The 19,926-nt window shown below is 50.3% G+C and carries 16 protein-coding genes; 1 reads left to right on the top strand and 15 read right to left on the bottom strand.

Annotation, left to right across the window (positions count from 1 at the left end; translation table 11 throughout):
* Positions 1–15: 15 nt before the first annotated feature.
* The 15 genes from AC0YNV_RS02525 to AC0YNV_RS02455 form a co-directional block, all read right to left on the bottom strand.
* Positions 16–1,947 (bottom strand): FtsX-like permease family protein, encoded by a 1,932-nt coding sequence (locus AC0YNV_RS02525; RefSeq protein ID WP_475765554.1) that lies wholly within the window; start codon positions 1,945–1,947, stop codon positions 16–18.
* Positions 1,934–2,692, bottom strand: a complete 759-nt coding sequence (locus tag AC0YNV_RS02520) for an ABC transporter ATP-binding protein (RefSeq protein ID WP_475765553.1) — start codon at positions 2,690–2,692, stop codon at positions 1,934–1,936. The genes AC0YNV_RS02525 and AC0YNV_RS02520 overlap by 14 nt, the downstream gene beginning before the upstream one ends.
* Before the next feature lie 303 nt (positions 2,693–2,995).
* The gene (locus AC0YNV_RS02515) at positions 2,996–3,583 is read right to left on the bottom strand and encodes a protein kinase (protein ID WP_475765551.1); all 588 of its coding nucleotides are present in this window, start codon (positions 3,581–3,583) and stop codon (positions 2,996–2,998) included.
* The gene (locus tag AC0YNV_RS02510) at positions 3,540–4,088 is read right to left on the bottom strand and encodes a hypothetical protein (protein ID WP_475765549.1); all 549 of its coding nucleotides are present in this window, start codon (positions 4,086–4,088) and stop codon (positions 3,540–3,542) included. Before AC0YNV_RS02510 ends, AC0YNV_RS02515 begins: the two co-directional genes overlap by 44 nt.
* A gap of 131 nt (positions 4,089–4,219) precedes the next feature.
* The gene (locus tag AC0YNV_RS02505; protein ID WP_475765548.1) at positions 4,220–4,867 is read right to left on the bottom strand and encodes a nucleotidyltransferase domain-containing protein; all 648 of its coding nucleotides are present in this window, start codon (positions 4,865–4,867) and stop codon (positions 4,220–4,222) included.
* 132 nt (positions 4,868–4,999) lie between these two features.
* Entirely contained in the window at positions 5,000–5,527 is a 528-nt protein-coding gene (locus AC0YNV_RS02500; protein WP_475765546.1) for an N-acetyltransferase family protein, read from the bottom strand.
* A 31-nt stretch (positions 5,528–5,558) separates the two neighbouring features.
* Entirely contained in the window at positions 5,559–6,284 is a 726-nt protein-coding gene (locus tag AC0YNV_RS02495) for a Stf0 family sulfotransferase (RefSeq protein ID WP_475765545.1), read from the bottom strand.
* A 184-nt stretch (positions 6,285–6,468) separates the two neighbouring features.
* Positions 6,469–8,601, bottom strand: a complete 2,133-nt coding sequence (locus AC0YNV_RS02490; RefSeq protein WP_475765544.1) for a GMC family oxidoreductase — start codon at positions 8,599–8,601, stop codon at positions 6,469–6,471.
* 208 nt (positions 8,602–8,809) lie between these two features.
* A complete protein-coding gene (gene pyrH, locus AC0YNV_RS02485; protein WP_210039652.1) occupies positions 8,810–9,547 on the bottom strand; it encodes a UMP kinase in 738 nt (245 codons plus the stop codon).
* Between the two features lie 215 nt (positions 9,548–9,762).
* Positions 9,763–10,599: a nucleotidyltransferase domain-containing protein gene (locus AC0YNV_RS02480; RefSeq protein ID WP_475765541.1), complete on the bottom strand. Its 837-nt coding sequence runs from the start codon at positions 10,597–10,599 to the stop codon at positions 9,763–9,765.
* A gap of 334 nt (positions 10,600–10,933) precedes the next feature.
* On the bottom strand, positions 10,934–12,727 hold the full coding sequence (locus AC0YNV_RS02475) for an ABC transporter ATP-binding protein (protein WP_475765540.1): 1,794 nt from the start codon (positions 12,725–12,727) through the stop codon (positions 10,934–10,936).
* Positions 12,724–14,475 carry an ABC transporter ATP-binding protein gene (locus tag AC0YNV_RS02470; RefSeq protein WP_475765538.1) on the bottom strand — a complete coding sequence of 584 codons (1,752 nt, stop codon included), beginning with the start codon at positions 14,473–14,475 and terminating at the stop codon, positions 12,724–12,726. The genes AC0YNV_RS02475 and AC0YNV_RS02470 overlap by 4 nt, the downstream gene beginning before the upstream one ends.
* Positions 14,476–15,098: 623 nt before the next feature.
* Positions 15,099–16,301, bottom strand: coding sequence for a macrolide family glycosyltransferase (locus AC0YNV_RS02465; RefSeq protein WP_475765536.1), 1,203 nt, complete (start codon positions 16,299–16,301; stop codon positions 15,099–15,101).
* Between the two features lie 211 nt (positions 16,302–16,512).
* Positions 16,513–17,520 carry an SDR family oxidoreductase gene (locus AC0YNV_RS02460; protein WP_475765534.1) on the bottom strand — a complete coding sequence of 336 codons (1,008 nt, stop codon included), beginning with the start codon at positions 17,518–17,520 and terminating at the stop codon, positions 16,513–16,515.
* A gap of 239 nt (positions 17,521–17,759) precedes the next feature.
* Positions 17,760–18,683, bottom strand: coding sequence for an AraC family transcriptional regulator (locus AC0YNV_RS02455; RefSeq protein WP_475765532.1), 924 nt, complete (start codon positions 18,681–18,683; stop codon positions 17,760–17,762).
* Positions 18,684–18,915: 232 nt separating this feature from the next.
* Here AC0YNV_RS02455 and AC0YNV_RS02450 point away from each other — a divergent pair, with 232 nt between their 5' ends.
* On the top strand, positions 18,916–19,884 hold the full coding sequence (locus tag AC0YNV_RS02450; RefSeq protein WP_475765530.1) for a quinone oxidoreductase family protein: 969 nt from the start codon (positions 18,916–18,918) through the stop codon (positions 19,882–19,884).
* Positions 19,885–19,926: the final 42 nt, after the last annotated feature.

Genomic DNA, 19,926 nt, shown 5'->3' with positions numbered 1-19,926 from the left:
TCCTTCTATTTATCGTTAGTTGAAGTTCGTTACGATTCTGCAGTAGGCATTCACCGTAAACAAATAGTAGATGAGATAAATACACGTATAGACCCCCATGCAGATGGCAACCGGAATGGCCAAGCCCGACTGCATCAGATGGGACACAGCAGATAAGGCCGCCGCACAGTGAGCAATTCCGGCAACCAGCGGCAGGGCAAAAATAAACCTGACCTGTTTGGCGACCGCGCGGCGGATCTCTTTCTTATTAAAACCGATCTGATATAAAATCCGGTACCGCGCTTTATCCGAATTCGCTTCGGTCAATTGCTTAAAGTAAATGATGCTGCCTGTCGCCGCCAAGAAGACAAGGCCCAGGAATGCGCCCATAAACATGATCAGGCCGGTCGATTGCATTCCCAGGGAGTAATCGCTATAAAAGCTTGTAAAATTGGCTTTCTCCGGCAGAATGCCCTTCAGCTCCTGCGTCAGAGGCTTGGCATTGTCCTGGCGGGTGATGCCGTAAGCCTCGACGGTCGTTGCCGGAGACTTGGTCTTCAGCTTCGCATACACTTCATCGCTGACGACGATAGTGAAGTACACCGTTCGCTGGTTCAGAACATTGTATTTCTTCAGTTCCTTGAAGGTCAGCTTATCGCTCCCCCCGCTTTCATTCAGCGTAATGGCTGAACCCGTGTATGCCGGTGACATGCCGTCGATATACACCGGGTCCAGCGCGGCGGCTTCGTCCACCTGCAGGCTTAACGAATCGTTCCGCCCCTGGAGCTTGGCGAGCCGGTTGAACTCCCGATTGGACAGCACGGTAAAGGTTTGCTCGTCCGAACCGCCGGTCTTGTACAGTTCCGAAATATCGGCATCCGCCTGAAGCAGCGGAATCGACTCATGGTAGCGTACGTGATGATCCGGAGAATGCCGGATCGCGTTATCCGCCTGACCGGTGACGCCGATGTCCGTATCCACAAACATGATGCTGTTCGGGTTGGCCTGCGAGACAGAGCTCCGGTTGTTGTAATACAAGCTGTACGCTGTGCCGACTGCCGTGAGCGTGGTTGCGCTCAGCACCGCAATGACGGTCAGCATCCGGGCGTTGCCCTTCATCCGGTACAACAGCTGGGACGTCCCGATCAGGTTGACGCCTTTCCAATAATGCCGCTTGTTGCGTCTGGACAGCTTCAGGCAGGTAACAGTCACCGTATTGAACAGCAGATACGTTCCGATAATCACCGCAACCAGGATCGAGAGCGGGGTGATCATGAATCCCAGAGCCATCCACGCATCCGATTGAAGCGGATTTTGCAAGGCCAGCCAATAGCCGCCTCCGATCAGGATAAGAGAAAGTACTGCGATCGCCACAGAAGCCTTCGGTTCATCCTCGCGCTGCCGGTCCGCATAAAACAATTCCACTAACTTGAACCGGTAAATCAGCCGATAACCTTGAATTGAAGTAAACAGTATAATGATCATAAACACGATGAACGTGTTGATGACGGCGGCGGAAGAAATGGAAAAGCCGGCTGCGGCGTCATAGCCCATCGTTTTCATCAGAACCATTACGAAGAACCGGCAGAGCGCGGAGCCAAGCACAATCCCCGCTGCAAGCGCGAGAAGGCCCATCACAATATTTTCATAAAATAACATGAGCCCGATTTGTTTTTTGCGCATCCCGAGCAGGGCGTACAGCCCAACCTCCCTTTTGCGCTTCCGCGTGAAATACGAATTCGAATACCAGATAAATATGGCGACGAATATGCCCAGCACGACTGCCGCGCCGCTGAAAGCGGACCTGATCTGGATCGTTCCGTCCGATACCGACTGAATCGTGCTGTCGTATTTTAAGGACACGAAGGTAAAGTAAATGACAATGCTGAAAATCATGGAAGCAAAATAGAGGAAATAATGGGCGAAATTTTTCCGGATATTTTTTCCGGCGATTTTAAACAACGTCATGATAGCCACCTCCGAGCGACGCCAGCACTTCCAGAATGTGCTGAAAAAATTCTTTGCGCGTCCCCTGACCCTTATGAAGCTCCCTAACGAGCCGGCCATCGTTTATAAAAAGGACCCGCTGGCAATAGCTGGCGGCATAAGCGTCATGAGTCACCATCATAATGGTTGAATGCTCGGACAGATTGAGCTCCTGCAAACTTTCCAGCAGGCCGGCTGCCGATTTCGAATCGAGTGCGCCGGTAGGCTCGTCGGCCAAAATGAGGCGAGGCTGCGCAACCATTGCCCTCGCCGCCGCCGCCCGCTGCTTCTGCCCTCCCGAAATCTGATACGGATACTGCCCGAGAATATGAACGATACCGAACGTATCCGCGATTTTGCCCACCCGCGCCTTGATCTCCGCCGGCGGCACTTTGGACAAGGCGAGCGGAAGCAATATATTTTCCTGTACCGTCAATGTATCGAGCAGATTATAATCCTGGAAAATAAAGCCCAGCTTATTCCTCCTGAAATCGGACAGCTCCAACTCGCTCATGGACACGATATTTTGGCCGTCGATCGTGATTTCGCCGGAGGTCGGCGTATCGATGGTCGAAAGAATGTTCAGCAATGTCGATTTCCCCGACCCGGAAGGGCCCATCACCCCGACGAATTCCCCTTCCTTTATATCGAGGTCGATGCCCGGATATTCATTTTCTTTGGTTCCGAACGTCTTTTGCAAATTAACAGCTTGCAGAATGGTTTTCATTTGACTATCTCCTTAAAGAAATGAATTATGTCGCTAAACACATCGTAACAGCCCCACCTTACAGGATTTTAATCCGAACCTTACATAAACCTTAAATATGTACCGCATACTAATCACTTGCAGCGCATCGTCACGAGAAAGAGAATAGCCGCTCTTTGGGAACAAAAAAAAAGCCGCGGATTCCGTGGCCTTTCTGGGGTTATTATGAATGTTCTGCGGTCATTAAAGCTGCCGCAGTCTGCCTGGTTCCTAAGCAAAAGGTCTGCCGCGCGGCAGACCTTTTTAATAAATTATCTTGCCCTGTTAGCTCAATCCCGGCTCGAACCCGATTGTTGCACAGATACGTTGAATCTCCTTGACTGGAAATGGCGTAGTTCTGCTCACCGAAACGAGATTCGTGTAGAAATCATTCATCACTAAGGCTATTGGAGCGTACCGCTTGATAATCCCAGCTGCTGAATCCATCACCGCTGGCGACTCGTTACCCTCAACAAATTGGCGTATAAAGTTTATACGTTCTGTTTGATTCACAGTACCGCCTAAGGCCGTTACAAGCCAGTTCACAAGCTCTGTTACCACATAACATCCATCATGAGCCTTATTCAATTCGAGAAACTCCAATTCGCAATCGGACAACTCAAACAAAGAAGACGTTGCAAGACCGAAGTCCGAAATATAAACACGGTGTCCGTCGGTTAAAACGTTTCTAAAGTGAACATCGAAATGCAGTAACCCATTCGCATTCATGAACGAGACAGCAGACCGCAGGTTAGAATCCACCATTCTAAATGCTGAGGTGGCTGCATCCTCACCAATAGCGACTTGTTCTGTAAGCCAGTCGTGCAGGTTATAGGGTATGTACTCGCAGAACACTGTCCACGGATTGCTCAATTGCCTCGATACGATCCCGCACTGCCTGGGAACCCCAAAACTCAACCATACGGGAAACATCTCTCAGTTCCTCCGGGAGTGGCATATGTCGTTTCGGATTGTGCAACACCCGCCAGTGATACATTAACGGGAAGCTCTCACAGTGTTTCGCCAGCACCCAGTTGGTGGTCATGGTGTGGGCGGCGACCTCTCTCCAGACTCCACCACCTGGTGAACCTAAGCCATAATGGCAAAACGGAGGGAGTTCAAACGCGTTTCCAGTAGACATGACATTCCGGGTGCGTCTTTCTAATTCCGTAAGCGGTACTATTTTCACGAAGATGGACATGTTTTCAAGTTGCAACAACGCCGTTGTGCCACCGATGCCTGTACTAAGAACCACAGCATCCTCCATCCGCTCTCGAAGCCGTTCATCGCTGAGCAACGATAAGGCAGTGGACACATCGGCATAGCGGACAAGTCGAGTTTCATGCGACACATAAAGCTCTGTCATGGATGATTTCATAGGGATATCTATCCTTCCGCTCGAATGTGGTGGTTTGGCGTTTGACCTATTAATTCCAAAAAATGGAGCAGCTGCTTCACACTATTGTACCCGTTTGTTAATAGCAGCAACAAGCAGTCAGGTTATTCAATTTATAGAAATTTGACCCAGGCATGACCTTGTGGAAATTGCCGGTATAAAGAAGATTTCAGCCATGCTTTTTCTTGTGGTAGAAGTGACGGAAGCATGGTTTGGAAATCATTATAATCCTTTTCGCGTACTTGCGAACCACCCGCTTTATGGAGAAGTTGGATTTCAGGTCTCAAATAAGGTATGCCTTCAACAGTTCTCAAAAAAATTTCATCAAGTGGTCTTCTAACTGATTTATCCCTCTTATAAATCCAAGAATTTTCTTCGGTATCAATTATCATTATTTGAAAAGCCCAAGGCGTCTCGCTGCTCCTACTAATCCATATGTCATTTGTCGAGTTCAAATATTCTCCATCTTCCCAAAGATCAAGCTTACCATCCTCCGCCTTGTATAACTTCCAATCACGTTTTAAATACTGATAGGCGATTAATTGCTCTTCTCGAATGATAATAACATCAATATCGCTATGTTCCCTTGTTTGCTTGCATAGATGCAAATCTAAAGCCCAACCTCCAGCGATACACCAGTAAAGAGGCATGTCCGAAAACATTTTATTTATTTCCGACACAGTTATTGGCATCCAATTACTTATATCCGTCCTCAAATCCATTCCTCCCTTTTTACTTTTATAGCTTTTAGGTTTCTCCATCCTGCGCTATCCTGCCTGTTACTTCAACAAACGAAAAGGAGCTGCCGCGCGGCAAGCTCCTCACTAACGTGCCCAGTTAGCTCAATCACGACAAATTAATGTTTTGCCATTTTTGATTGCAATAAACCTTCCTCACCTTGTTAATTTAGATAATACCTCGCCAATATTACTCCACTCATATATAAGGAGATTCAATTCATTACCGGCAATTGTTATCATCTCTGATTTAAATAAATTGGCACCATAATATTCGTAGAAATAACGGGTTTTATTATCTTCTAATACCTCAACAAAGACTCTATTGTAACCGAGTTCTTCAAATTGAAGAAAAAGTTCTTTTAAAAGTTTCTTCCCTACACCTTTTCCTTGAAATTCTTCAAGCAAATATATAGATGTCAAATCACCAGAATTATCGATATTATTGCTTTCTCTTTTTCCGCAATCTGCAAATCCTACGATTTCTCCCTCATTATTTAATGCGACAAACACATAATTCCCCTTTTTAGAGATATTACGTTCCCATAGGTCCTTTCGTTGATCATAAGACAGGTTCTTTAAAAACTCATCTGGAATAATGTTTTTATAAGTAGATATCCAACTATCGACGTGAACCTTTGCAATACCCTTTGCATCCTCTAAACAAGCTTTTCTTATGTACAATGATTCTCCCTCCTGCGCCTGCCATCTTCAGTCACCAGGCTATGTTGTCCCAGCCCACTTGCCGCTCCTTGCGAAAACGTTGTACCCAGATTTCAGCGATATCATCGGCGATTGGGTCATAGAAGGGAGAAGCGACCTGAATAGCTTCCGTCGATATGTTCAGAAAGCTCAAAACTTTCATAACCGTATCATTGTAGTTCCGGATAAAGTCTTCGTATACAATCGTCATGGGTACAATATGCTCTTCTGCGAAAAAAGCTTCCATGGCAGCTTCACGCAACGTGCACTCCACAAGCAAATGATTGATTGCATCAAAGGAATACTTTTCCACTATCTCCTCTTGATGCGGCTGCAAGCCATGTACCCGATGCCATTCACCGGTTACGATCGCTCTCCACCACGACACCGCGAGCCTCACTTTATTACGACGGGTCATGAAGATGTGTTTACAAGCCGGGAAAGCTTCTTCCCAAATCTTTGGCCCGGACAGCCCATCAGGCAGAAGTAACTCTTTTTGGAATGTACCCAACCATTCATCCAACTTGACTGACGAGATCTTGAGCCCGAATACGCCATTTGGAGTCATACCATTCTGCCACATTTGCCGTATGTCCTGGTAGCCGAATGTAGCGGGATCTGGTTCCGTCAGCCACTCACCTGGAATTCCTGCTACCCCGGTCGATTCGAGTGCTTTATACAGCAAGGTACTTCCGGTCCGCTGTGAAAACCAGATTGTATAACTGAGTACAGGCTTCATTGAACATACTCCTTAAGGGTTATTTCGTTGGAATACCAAAGCAAGACAATTCCTTGTCTGTTAGTATTAATACAAAAGCAGCTATGATGATTTGGTTCAAAACGGAGTACACGAACGAGGACACAGCAAACTGTCTCTGCCTTTTTAGGTAATGTGCCTTGGTCACGCATATCCCATCATCTCGCTACCCTTGTTTCACCAGGTTTTCTGCCGTGCGGAAAGCCAAGGCAAGAATCGTCAACACCGGGTTAACGCCGCCATTGGTCACGTGCACAGAGCCGTCGCTCACCCAGAGATTGTCGTATCCATGTATGCGGCCAATGGGATCAGTAACGGATGTCGATGGGTCGTTTCCCATGCGCAGTGTACCCGCCTGATGCTGACCGGCACTAAGCCCGCCACCTGGCCGAGTTCGCCATACCTCGCTTGCGCCGGCGGCCCAGAGCCACTTCTCCGCTTGCTCAGCCAGCATGGCTGAAGCTCGAAGAGACTCGGGATGGACACTTCCGGAGAGTTGGGCTGCAGGTATGCCAAAGCGGTCCTTGACCGTCTTCGATAGCCGCACTCTGGACTCGGCGCTCGGGATCTCTTGAATGGGTCCCTGAATTTGGCTGGTGCGCAGGTAACTCTCGCGCATCGTGTCCTTGCCTGCGCTCCCCCATCGTGCAGCATCCGGCGCAAGCGCCCGATACCAGTGAATAAGCGGCAGCCGAGTAAACTCGTTAGCAAGCAATCCGCCCCCGATTATTCCGCCTTCGTTGCGATGGTCAAAACGGAAGGTGGCAATACTCACCCCCGGACCAAGACCATCTTGAACCGGTTCATCAAAGAGGCCGTAAGCGCCGGAATAGACATGGCCTTGAAGGTTTCTCCCTACTTGTCCGTTCCGATTGCCGATTCCATGCGGTTCCGAAACGCTTGCCGAGTTGAGAAGAAGGCGTGCGCTTTCGATGGCTCCGGCGGCAACCACAACATGCCCAGCCCGCACTTGCCGCCGCTGGATAGCGCCGTCCAATTGCTGCACAAGACGAACCCCGGTGGCATGTCTTCCTCCCTCGGTATCGATGCGCTCTACCGTGGTATCGCAGATCAGATCGCAGTTGCCGGTAGCAACAGCCCTTACTAACATCGTATTGTGCCCGCCATTCTTACTGTTGGTCGGGCAGGCAAATCCGACACACTGGCCGCACCGGCCGCAAGCCGGCCGACCGTCCCGGTCGATGGAGTTGATGAGGAGAGGAACCGGCCCCGCTTCCCATCCCAGCTTCTCTGCCGCCCGGGCCAGGCGTTCTGCTTCCAGCGTACGCGGCAGCGCCGGCATTGGATAAGAGCGTTGCCGCTTCCCGCGTCCAGGGTGGGCATCCCCATCACCGGAGACACCGACTTCCCACTCGGCACGCATGTAATAAGGTTCGAGCTCCTCATAGCGAATCGGCCAATCGCTTAGCGAACTCCCGTCTGGTATCCCATAGCGACTTGCCATACGGAAGTCATCCGGATGAAATCGCCATGCCTGCGCCCCGTAGATCCGTGTTCCTCCACCCAGCGTCATTGCGTTATTATGGTAGTCGCCTTCAAAAGGCGCGGTGATCCGCTCGTTTCCGCCCGCCAATAGAATCGTACGAGGGTTGCCTTCCAAGCCTGGTCCCGTATTATGGCCATACTTGCTGAAACGATGGTTACGCAAGTGATCGCTGCCTACCTCACTGTAACGAAGCCAGCTTCCGCGCTCAACGACAAGAACGTGAAGTCCAGATTCAGCCAATACAGCAGCCGCTACCGATCCGCCAGCCCCAGCTCCAACGATGATCACATCATACTGATCACGAAGTTGATCGAAGGATTTTTGCGGCAGATCGGTTTCCGTGACCGGCACATGGCTTTCGGATACCGGGCCCGGGCGAAATCCGATCATGTCCCAAGACTTGCCTTCAATATTCCCGCCCGCCTCAGGACTGCCATAGTAGCCTTCGATGACCAGACACAATAAAGTGTCAAAGAAGCGTTTAGACGAAACAGGCCAGTCCCGAAAGGAATCATGCTCGGCGTCGTGGAGCAGTCTATCTTTCTCATGAGACGGCAGTTCCGAAAATGGTCGGTTATGGAGAGCTGATGCTTCTGCATCCAGTGCGCGAAGTCCAGGTTCTATCACATCCGTCCAGGCAGCAGCATCCTGTGCGGCACTACGTTTCAGGTATGTCAGGACTCCTCCACCGGTCGCCGAAGGCCATGCATCTTCCGGAATCATCCGGTCGGCAACCGCTTTCAAAGTCAGAGAGACCTCGCTAGTAAAATACTTCTGATCGCCATTCTTCATCTAAATTCCTCCACCCCATGATATTCAGCAGCATCATATTGACTCACCCTCATGAACACTCCCTCTTTTTCTTTGTCTATGAAATACAGCTTACTATCCATATTATACTTTTCAGAGAGTTGTTCAAGTACTTTCCATTCCTTGTCCAAAAACATAAACGGGCGTCTTCGTCGTACTTGTGAAGAAACCCGCGGCAACAATAGTCTATTCATTCCAATTCCAGAACTGATTCACCGCTAATGATCGTTCCGATGTTTTCCCCTTCACAAATTTCTTTCATTGAACCAGGCTTGTCAAAGTTGAACACATACATTGGCAGATTATAGTCTCTTGCCAATATGAATGCCGACTGATCCATCACCTTCAAGTTATGTTGTAAAACGTCGTTGTAATGAAGGGATTTGAACTTTCTGGCATTTTTATCGTACTTTGGGTCTGCATTGAGAACGCCGTCTACGCCTTGTTTTGCAACTAAAAGCGCTTCACAATTAACTTCAATCGCTCTTTGTACCGAAGGATAGTCAGTTGTTACGTAAGGCTGCCCGTTTCCTCCCGCAAAAATGACAATGTATCCTTTTTCCAGATGGTGGACGGCCCTTAGCCTGATATACGGCTCGGCAACTGATGTTATGGGTATTGCTGTCATTACCCGAACTTCTTTATTTGTTTTGGCCTTCAGAACTCCACGGAGCATTAAGCTATTGACAACAGTTGCAAGGGTACCGATGTTGTCAGCTTCTGCTCTTTCGATTCCCCAACTTTCCGCCATATTTCCCCGAAATATATTTCCGCCGCCTATAACCAAGGATACCTCTACACCCAGGTTCACAACGGACATAATTTCATTAGCGATGTAATCCAATCTTTCCGGCGCAAAACCGAATTCAGTATTTCCTGCGACTGCTCCGCCACTTAGTTTAATAAGCACTCTTTTGTATTTCGTCATCGTTACACCTCCATAAAAATAAAAAACACTAAAGCGATGAACGCTTTAGTGTCCTGATGAAAGGAGGAGAATATGAAAAAGTAAAATGGATTGGTTTCTGTTTTACTCTCATATTCCCACTCCTTCCGGAAATTTTTCGTCATTTCATTTTATACATAATGACTGTAAAAATCAATGAGTTCTGGTTGTGTTGTTTGGCGGTATTAAAGAACGATTCAAGAAATCTTCGTTTTGTAGACGTTCTTACTCTCAGTGTGAATCAGGCGAAGCAGTTCGACTAGATCATGCATCCGTTTCAATTGCGAAGCATATTCTCTTGAATGCTCTCCACGCTTGATTGAGATGGCCTCCCGGATAAGTCCATGCCAACGTTCGGGTAATCGTGTAAGGCCATACTCTCCGGCACCAATTTTGCTGGTCACGTCATGCTCTCGAATCGTATAAAATTGCCGCAGCATGCCGAGGGTGCACCATTCAACTGCATAGTCATTCCGTTCCATTGAGACTGCCTGCTCAGTCATACCCGGCGAATTAAGTTTTTGCTCCAATCGGTCAATCCATCCGGCCCAATATGAATTCATATTTTCAATAACGTATTGGGTGAGTTCATCGGATGACAGCTCATAATTGAAGGACATAGGCTGGCCATACACACAGATGCCATGTCTTTGAAGGATCCACCATGTGACCGGATTTAAATCCCCGTCCCCGTCAGATTGCATTTTTTTATCGAAATATGTGGGAACGGGAGAGATCGCTCCGACGGACTTACCCGCATCCTCCCGATGGATATAGGCGCCCATAATATCCATTCCAGAGAGCGCTGGTTCAACATCCTCGTGCGCTTCCATAATCAATCGGATGTCAGACGTCGTTAACGTTCGGTTAACAAATACGAGAAAGTCTATATCGCTTGAGCCTTCAATAAAAGCATTGAGAGCGGTCGAGCCATATACATAAACGGACTCTACGGTATCCGGTATCCGGATTTCCAGCGATTCGCACAACTTCCGCATAGATCGATTAACAGCTTCCGGTAATATTTCAGTCATTTCGATATCACTCCCTGTTAAAAAATATCTATTAAATATTAGCGAAAATGATGCCTTTATTGTAACAGGGAATATCTGAAAACGAACACATTAATTAAGTTCAATTACCTGTTATTTCAATAGAAAACAGGAGCAGTCCGCCGCAGCAGCCACTGCTGCAGCAATTAACGAACACAACAGCTTGGTCCGATTCCCGATTCCCCTCTTTCTCTTTTTACTTTGTTAGTTGAAGAAAGGCAGCCGATCCATCTGACCGGCTGCCTCATATAATGAGCTATTATGTCCCGTTAGATAAGCCTGGCTAAGCGCTTGTCGGCGTCCAACCATTCGCACCTCACGCCGGCTGTTCGGCCTCTTCTTCCTCGACGTCCACCCTCGACTCCTCGCCCTGCCACAGCAGCTGCATCTCCGCGCTGGTCGCCAACAGTTCGGACAACGAGCCCTCGGCTTCGATCCGTCCGTCCTTCATCACGAGGATGTGGTCGGCACGCGCCAGCGCTGCTCTGCGATGAGACACCGCGATACAGGTCACGTCCCGTTCCTGGAACAGCCTCTCCCACAGAACCTTCTCCGTCTCGACGTCTAGCGCGCTAGACAGATCGTCAAAGAGGAATACGTCCGACTGCGTCATGAGCATCCGAGCCGTGGCGGCACGCTGAATCTGTCCGCCGGAGAGCATGACACCGCGGGGGCCGACGAACGTCTCGAGCCCGTTCTCCAACGTTCGAAGGTCCTGCTCCATTACGGCCAAACGGATGACGCGGTCCAGCGCGTCCGGCGGGACGGGACTGCCTTGCGTGATGTTCTCGACCAGAGTGTCGCTGAACAGCCGCGGCACTTGAGGCGTATAGGACGTCCTCGGCGGCTTCAAGTAGGCAGCCGGGTCTTCTATCAACCGCCCGTTCCATTGGATGGTGCCGTCTGACTTCGGCAGGAGGCCGAGGAGCGTTCGGACAAGCGTTGATTTGCCCGAGCCGATCCGGCCGGTAACGACCAGGAACTTGCCGCGCTCCAGGCGGAAGCCGACGTCCCGGATTCCGTTCTTCGAGTTCGGATACGTATAGGACAGGCCCCGAACCTCCAGGCTTTGTAGTCGATCATCCTCGCTCGCGACCGTGGCTTCGATCTCCGGGGGATCGCCATACAGATGGATCTCGCTATGATCCGCGATGCGGTCCTCCTCTCCCGGACGGAACAGAATCCGCATCCGGTCGAGCGCAACGCGCAGCCGCTTATGTTGGAAAACCATGTAGCCGAATAGTGAAACGCTGAACGCGAACGTGCTCAGATAGGAGGTGAAGAGAGCGATATCGCCTACGGTGAAGCGGCCCTCCTTCATCTCCGCGGCGCACATCAGAAGGATGACGCCAGTGCAGATGCTGAGCACATGCTGGTTCAGCGATCTCATCCACTGCTTGAACAGATTGTCCCGCAAGGCCGCCTTCCGCCGGCTCTCGTTCAGCTGGAGGAACCGGTTCAGCACGTGATCCTCTGCCCGTCCGAGCTTCACGGCCTGCACTGCGCCGAACGTCTCCGCGATGAAGCCTGTGATCCGGCCGGTCGCTTCCCGGTTCAGCTGGGAATACCGTCTCGCCCGGTTGCCAGACAAGTTGTTGAACAACGTGACGACGACGAGCGGGAGGATGGCCACCATCGTAATCTGCCAATTGATGCGGGCCATGATCACGATACAGGTGACTGCGTAGATCACGCGGCCCCAAAAGTCGACCCAGGACTCCACGTATTCAACGACTTCGTCCACGTCTTCCCGGAAGCGGGTCATCGCTTCCCCGGGAGAGGCCGGCAGATTGCGTCCGGGCCAGCGCATGATCCCGGCCAGCATATTGCGGCGCAGAACGGCTTGGAGGTGATAGATGTACGTCACCCATTTGAAAAAGGCGATAAAAAACATGCCGACTCTGGAGAAGCGGATCAGCGCGACGACGATTAGCGGCAGCGCGAGCCACAGGTAATCATGGGACTGGGTCGTCGCTCGGTCGAAGTACCATTTCATCCCAAGCCCGATGCCGACGGGCATCGCGTGGAAGAGCCCCCATAGCAGGCCATTTACAAGATATAGAACGGGGTTGTAACGAAACAATCTCCCCATGAATTGCTTGACGGTCATGCCAATTCCTCCTGTCGGTTGGCTCGCAGCAGCTGGGCATATTCCGATGACGGATCTTGCGCCAAGGCAGCTCTCGCGCCGAACTCGATGATTCGGCCCTGGCGCAGCACCATGATTTTGTCGACTTGGTCCAGCGTGGCCAGCCGATGGGCGATCACGATCCCCGTGCACCGCTCCAGCAGTTGATCCACAGCCGTCTGCAGGATCGCCTCCGTCGCGGCGTCAAGCCGCGAGGACGGTTCGTCGAGGATGACCAGACTCGGTTGGGTCAGGAACACCCGCGTCAGCGCGAACAGCTGCGCTTCCCCTGCTGAGAGCGATGCTCCTCCGGCGGAGAGGCGTGAATCCAGCCCTTGGGGCATCGCCTCGATCCAGGGCCGCAGCCCGATCCGTTCGGTCGTCTTGAGGATCTCTTCGTCCGAGAGGTGCGGATTGAACAGCGTCAGGTTGTCGCGGAGCGTGCCGTCAAACAGCTGCACATCCTGCGTGACCATGCCGACCCTGCGGTACAGCGACTCCAGGCGCAGGGAACGGATATCCACCCCGCCTACCCGAATGACGCCGCTGTCCAAATTATATAGACGGAGCAGCAGCCGGCTGATGCTCGACTTGCCGCTGCCGGTCCGTCCGATGAGGCCCAGCCGTTCCCCCGGCTTCAGCTTGAAGCTGATGTCGTGCAGGATACGCTGATCCTCGTTGTAGCTGAAGTTCACCTGCTCGAACGACACGGAGAGCGGGCCTTGCGGCAGCTCGTCGTCATCGCCATCTACGATCTCGTTTCGCAGCGAGAGCAGCTCCTGGGCGCGGCGCATGCCGGACTTCGCCTTCTGGAACTCCTGCAGCTGATCGCCGAGCTGTTCGATTGGGTCATTCAGCATTTGGGTGTATTGAAAAAAGAGGAATAGCATGCCGAGCGTGATCTGCCCCTGCAGGAACAAGCGGACGCTAATCATCAGAACGATGGTGACGGTGACCGTGAACATCACGACCGTGACATTCCAAGGCATGACCCGGAGCATCCAAGCCCTGCGGCCGGAGAGGAAGACCGACCGCATTGCCCGGTGATAGCGATTCATGAGATGCGGTACTCCACCGTTCGCTTGTACGTCTTCAATGCCTGCGATCCGCTCCTCGATAAGGCCGAAGAGGGCGGCATTCGCTTGGCGTTCCGATTGGGAGGCTTTCACGCCCATGTCACGGATTCCGATCATGACGCCGATGGATAGGCAGGTGAAGGCCGTCATCGTCGCAGCGATCGGCCAGTTATAGACGAACATATATCCGAGAATACCCGCGAGCAGGACGAAGCTGCCCACGATCTTGGCGATGAACATCGCGAAGAAGTTCGACATGTAGGTCACGTCTCCGTCGATTCGTTCAATCATCTCGCCCGGCGTCTTTACGTTGTGGAACCGCATATCGAGCCGCAAAGTGTGCTTGAGCAGGTTCGCCCGAATCTGGTTGGTCGCACGCCAGGAGACGTCATTCCCCAGGTAGTCGACCGAAACCGTGAACAATTGATTGAGCACGGCAACGACGAGATACAGCCCTGCCAGAGACAGCAGGCTGGAGACGCTTCCCGAGCCGGTCGCCTGGTCGATGAACCGTTGGATGATCTGCGGGTTCAGGAGCTGGAGCGCTGTCGTCAATAACAGCAAGAGCATCAGCGCGAGCATCCGCCATTTGACGGGACGCAGGTATTGGAGGAGCCAGGACATGGATTGTTTTGGTTTGCGTGTTTGCGGCATGGTGGCGAAGAGCCCCTTTCTGACTTAAAGCAATCGCGGCGTGACCGTGACCGTGCAGACGGGAACCTGGAGATGAAATATAAAAACTCCAGGCGAAACCGCCTGGAGCGAGGTACATGGGGGAATTAATGCAGACGCACGGCAGGGCCAGCCGATGGATACAAGCCTATTAAGTTGGATTGGATTGGGACAATTGGACTTGCCATCTCGGTGACCTCCTTTATTAGATCATTAGAATTGGAACTTGAATAAGGAAACTATATCACGGGCTTACGAATAGCGTCAACCAGAATCTGGATAATACGTTTTTTTTGCCCTACTCATTTCCGTGCTTGAAACTGCCGGTGATATTGGCCTGATCAGTTGGTCTAGAAGTTTCTCCGCTATTAGGTTTCTCTGGATCAACGAGGTCATTTTTAATGTAAATGACTTCATCTTCCAGTAGTATGGTCTGAGGACTTGTGTCACAATCATACGGTTTATTTCTTGTCTCATCTTTTGCGCTTGGGTCCAGATACAAAAAAACCGCAAGCGCGGCTTTTTTGCATCATCAGTATTGCTTGCTCAAGAAATTTTGGAACTTGATCGGTCTCCTTCGAACCCCGGATGCCAGACCGACCGCTTTATAAGGCCGTAAGATGCCGCCAATGCATAATGAGCTCCGCCGCTTTCCGCGCCCCTCCCGCTTCGCGGAAGGATGCCCCGATTTTGGCGGCCTGCTGCTTATACGATGGATCGCTCAGCAGCTTCTTGGCCGTTTCGCGCAGCTGCACGGGAGAGATCTCGCTCAGCTTGAGCGCGATTCCCGCTCCCAGTTCGGCAACCCGTCCGGCCACAATCGGCTGATCCGCCGAGACCGGCACGACGGCAAGCGGCGTATCAAAGAACAGGCCCTCGCTCGAACTGTTCATCCCGCCATGGGTAAAGAATACGTCGGAGCACTGCAGCACTTCGAGCTGAGGCACATAATTCCGGACGATAAAATGATCCGGAATCGACGGGAAGTCGCTTAAATCCGTCTTTTTGCCGACGGACATCACGACGACCGCATCCAGATCCTTGAACGCCTCGAAACACATCTCGTAATAGGCCTTTTGCTGATTAAATACGGTGCCCATGGAAATAAAGACAACCTTGCGCCCTTTCAGCTCATGCAATGGAAAATCCGGCGCATCCGCGCGGTCGGCGATGGACGGCCCGACGAAATGAAACGAATCGTCGAACCGATCCGCTTTCGGCTGAAAATACGTCGAAGTATACACAATCGTCATATCGACCGGGTGGCACATGATTCCCATCTGCTGCTTAAGGAAGCTGAGGTCCAATTGATATTTGGTCTGCATCTGCTCCGACCAGTCATCGATTTTGTCTCTAAATTCCGCAAGCTTGGCCGGCGGAATCAAATCCTTCATCGGATTTTCCCATTCGGGATGAAACGCGAACGTCGTACAAGAGGCGATTTTTGGCACCTGCAGTGTTTCGGCAAGCATCCAGCCGGCCAGAAACACGTGATCGTAAATGACATAATCGTAGTTTTCGCGCTGCACCTGCGGCAGAATCGACTCGTACAGCCTCTCCGAGTTTCGCAGCAAAAACTCCATGAACATGAACGGGTCCCTGCCCGTTTGGCCGGCATTGTTCAGCAGCTCTTCAACGAAATCCTCGTATATTCGGACTTCAGCTCCGGCTCCTTCCATTCGATACCTGAATTTTTCCGTGCAATAATACGTTACCTTCTCTCCTTTGCTAGTAAGCTCCTTAACCAATCCTACCGTCGGGTTGACATGTCCTTCTCCGGGAAAACCAATGAACAAAACATTTCCCATGATCCATCACTCCCTTCCACCTAATGGTAATCCAAGACGGAAGGGAGAGTCAAAAAAAGGCCCGCGAATATTTCTAGATTATGGTTAATAGATAAAAAGTTCAATTTTCCGTCACATGAACGATTCCCGCGAACAGGTCTTTTAGCTTGGCAATATTCGCCCGTCCGGAATAATATTTTACTCATCTGGACAAAGTTGCGGCGGCTTGCCTTTATATCTTCGACAAAAACGCCTCGTAAGCCGCGATTAAATGATCCATTTTTGCGTTTAGCGCTTCATCCACGGTTTGCCGTTCCGGATGCTCGCTGAAATAGGCAATGGATTGACGAATCCCGTGCTCGAACCTGGTTGTCGCCATGTAGCCGGGAACGAAAGCTTTGATTTTGCTGTTGTCCAGAACGTAGCTGTTGCACGTATCCCCGAATAATTGGCCTTTGAATTCCGGCATGGCAAGCGAGATGCATTCCGAGGTGATGTGAATGATGTTCGGTTCCGCACCGACCGCTTGGCCGATGATAGTCAAGTATTGATCCCATGTTTTGACTTCATCGGAGGTAATGTGAAAAGATTGGCCGATGGCCTGCGTATTTCCTAACAGCCCTACCAGACCTTTTGCAAAATCGGTATTGTGGGTTATTGTCCAGAGCGAAGTGCCGTCGCCCGGAACAATAATCTTGTTTCCCTTAAGGATGCGGTCCACAAGCGTCCAGGGATGAGCTCCGCTTGTGATCGCAAACGGAATGCTGGTCGGACCGTAAGTGTGGGAAGGTCTTACAATCGTGATGGGAAAACCCTGTTCCCGATATTCCTTGACGAGCCTTTCCTCACAGGCTATTTTATTGACGGCGTAAGGCCATCCGGGATTGTGCTGAGGTGTGGATTCATCCAGGATGTAGTAGCCGGGGGGCCTCTGATAAGTAGCCGCCGTACTGATGAAAATATACTGATTGGTCTTTCCCGCGAACAGCTGAATATCTCGCTCAATGCCATCCGGCTCAAAAATGATCCAATTAACCACTACATCAAAATGCTGATTGTTCAAAAGCGTTTCCATTTCAGCACGGTTGTTGATATCTCCATGAAGTACAGTTGTACCTTCAGGCGCCAACTGATCACGGGTTCCCCGGGTTAACAAATAAAGATCAAAGCCCTTCTCGATCGCCAGTTTGGAAGCCGCCGAGCTAATCAGGCCGGTTCCGCCAATAAATAACACTTTCATCCTGCACACGCTCCCGTCTGTTCGTTATGAGTGACTCTGACGGCCCGCACCTGCCACCATGGACCGCCGGGATGGGGCTGCACCCACCCTTCTATTTCATTTTCGTTCTGTCGGGCAATCTCTATATCTGGAATAGTAAACTGTTCGTGATAGGCATATTTAATTCCTTTATTGGCTTGGATCATTTCGGCGGACCCGGCAGCAATCGAACCTGCAAGAATATAAAGCGGACTATCTCCTTACTTTTCTGTGCCCCCTGCTGCCCGTATGGCTCGAACATCCCTTAAGGGCGAGAGTCCGAATAGACGTTTGTATTCCCGTATAAACTGTGTCGAGCTTTCATAGCCAACCTGCGATGCCGTTCTGGTTACATCAATCATACCTGCTATAAGCAGTCTTCGTGCCTCTTGAAGTCTGATCCGCTTTTGGTATTGAAGCGGCGTCATAGTCGTTACGGCTTTAAATTTGTGATGCAGGTTGGAAACGCTCATGTTTCCCAAATCAGCTAATTGACTGATCGTAAACGGACTGTCGAAATGAGCAGTAATCCAATTAATTACATGGTTTATCCCGGCAGCCTCTTGATGCAAAAGCATTTTACTATAAAAAACATCACCCTCCTCGCCGGTTAAAAGGCGATAAATAAGCTCGCGCTTCGCGGCGGGAGCAAGAAAAGCGACCGCTTGGGCGTCAACGGAAAGCCGAAGAAGCCTTTCACATACCCCAAGCGCTTCCATATTCGTTTTCCCAATAAATGCGCCGGTGCTTAAGCTTTTATACGAATTGATGTTAACCTTTGCCTCCAAAGCAACCGATGATACCTCTTCAGAGGTAAAATTAATTTGCAGCGCAACATATGGTGTTTCTTTTGTGGCTTTCAGAACCTGCCCCTTGATTGGCATGTTGATACTTGAAGCAAGATAATTCCCCGCTCCGTATTCAATTGTTTCCCGCCCGGCATGAAGTACTTTATTTCCTTGTATGACTACACAAACAGAAGGAGCAAGAACCCCTTGCGAGACGGGCGTAGATTTGTTTTCCTTAAGTATGGAGAGAAATGGAATATTTGTATGATAAACTCCATCGTAAAATGAAAATTGTGAAGTCAGAGTTAAAATTCTACTCAGACAACGTCTAGTATCAGCAGAGATGTCCTCTATCATTTCATCTACCTTCCCTATTAGTAATTTGCACAAAATAAATAAACCGGCGTTTTGATTTATAGGATTGATAGTTTTCGTTCCGTGATTGTATTATGTCTCTTTTTCACAGTCTTAGGCAATATTTAAGCACAATCGGACTATTTTTGCATCTGAAAATCATTGAAAATAAAGAGGTCAGCGAGCTGACAAACTAAAAAGCAAGCCCATACCCAGACTTAAGGAGGAAATCAGCATGAAAGCTATGGTAGTCACACAATACGGAGGTCCTGACGTCTTCTCGGAATCCGAAACGCCAGACCTTCATCCAGAACCGGGGCAGGTCAGCATTGATGTAACCCACTCTGCAGTCGGATTGATTGATTCTTTCCTTCGCCGCGGTACGATTCCTATTTTTTCGCCGCCCTACGTACCTGGGTTGGAGGTTGCGGGTACTATCCGAGAATTGGGAGAAGGTGTCACCGACTTTCGAATCGGTGAGCCTGTCGTTACACTTTCTTTGATGAGTTTGGGTGGGTACGCGACTGTTACAGTTGCCGATTCCGCTCTTACCATATCTCTCGATGGATTCAACATTGACCCGGCGCTTGCCGTGTCGGCGCTCCCGAACGCTGTGACTGCGTATTTGTCCCTGACAAAGGTCGCCCACATTCAAAAAGGTGAGAATGTATTAATCCACGGCGCTATTGGAGGACTGGCATCTGCGTACCCTGCAGTTGCTCGTTCACTTGGAGCATCCCGCATCGTTGGAACGGTTCGAACTGCCTCCAAACTGGAAGCTGCGCGTGAATTAGACTATGACGATGTTGTTCTGTCCGAAGATTTTCCAACGGCGTTCGCAGATGAACAGTTTAATATCGTGGTCGATCCCGTAGGCGGAGATATGCTTGCTTCAAGCTTGGACTTAATGGCTCCACTCGGCCGTGCTCTGCTTGTAGGCAATGCAAGCGAGCATGCCGTGGATATTTCGAGCAACACATTGTGGTTAAAAAATTTAGGGGTTCAGGGATTTAACGTTGGTGGCTATTTGATGGGAAACCCGAGTGCCGGCCGTCCTGCCGCAAAGGCTGTTCTCCAATTACTCGAGGAAGGAAAGATAGATTTTCCGGTGACCCTTCTTCCGCTTCAAAATGCGTCTGAGGCGCATCGAAGGATGGATGCAAAAGAAATAATAGGCAGAATTGTCCTTCGAAATGAATTTTAAAAGTTTTCGGAACAGGATCAATTGTGGACAAGGCAGCCGTTT

The organism is Paenibacillus sp. JT31N11, assembly GCF_056269285.1.
The sequence above is the reverse complement of the archived record's forward strand: the minus strand, read 5'-3'. Positions and strand labels throughout refer to the sequence as shown.

Bases quoted from the DNA above. Each gene is read 5' to 3' on its own strand.
- AC0YNV_RS02475 (WP_475765540.1), bottom strand. From the start codon at position 12,727: ATGACCGTCAAGCAATTCATGGGGAGATTGTTTCGTTACAACCCCGTT.
- AC0YNV_RS02495 (WP_475765545.1), bottom strand. From the start codon at position 6,284: ATGAAGCCTGTACTCAGTTATACAATCTGGTTTTCACAGCGGACCGGA.
- pyrH (WP_210039652.1), bottom strand. From the start codon at position 9,547: ATGACGAAATACAAAAGAGTGCTTATTAAACTAAGTGGCGGAGCAGTC.
- AC0YNV_RS02470 (WP_475765538.1), bottom strand. From the start codon at position 14,475: ATGCCGCAAACACGCAAACCAAAACAATCCATGTCCTGGCTCCTCCAA.
- AC0YNV_RS02520 (WP_475765553.1), bottom strand. From the start codon at position 2,692: ATGAAAACCATTCTGCAAGCTGTTAATTTGCAAAAGACGTTCGGAACC.
- AC0YNV_RS02510 (WP_475765549.1), bottom strand. From the start codon at position 4,088: ATGAAATCATCCATGACAGAGCTTTATGTGTCGCATGAAACTCGACTT.
- AC0YNV_RS02465 (WP_475765536.1), bottom strand. From the start codon at position 16,301: ATGGGAAATGTTTTGTTCATTGGTTTTCCCGGAGAAGGACATGTCAAC.
- AC0YNV_RS02505 (WP_475765548.1), bottom strand. From the start codon at position 4,867: ATGGAGAAACCTAAAAGCTATAAAAGTAAAAAGGGAGGAATGGATTTG.
- AC0YNV_RS02450 (WP_475765530.1), top strand. From the start codon at position 18,916: ATGAAAGCTATGGTAGTCACACAATACGGAGGTCCTGACGTCTTCTCG.
- AC0YNV_RS02490 (WP_475765544.1), bottom strand. From the start codon at position 8,601: ATGAAGAATGGCGATCAGAAGTATTTTACTAGCGAGGTCTCTCTGACT.
- AC0YNV_RS02455 (WP_475765532.1), bottom strand. From the start codon at position 18,683: ATGATAGAGGACATCTCTGCTGATACTAGACGTTGTCTGAGTAGAATT.
- AC0YNV_RS02480 (WP_475765541.1), bottom strand. From the start codon at position 10,599: ATGACTGAAATATTACCGGAAGCTGTTAATCGATCTATGCGGAAGTTG.
- AC0YNV_RS02460 (WP_475765534.1), bottom strand. From the start codon at position 17,520: ATGAAAGTGTTATTTATTGGCGGAACCGGCCTGATTAGCTCGGCGGCT.
- AC0YNV_RS02525 (WP_475765554.1), bottom strand. From the start codon at position 1,947: ATGACGTTGTTTAAAATCGCCGGAAAAAATATCCGGAAAAATTTCGCC.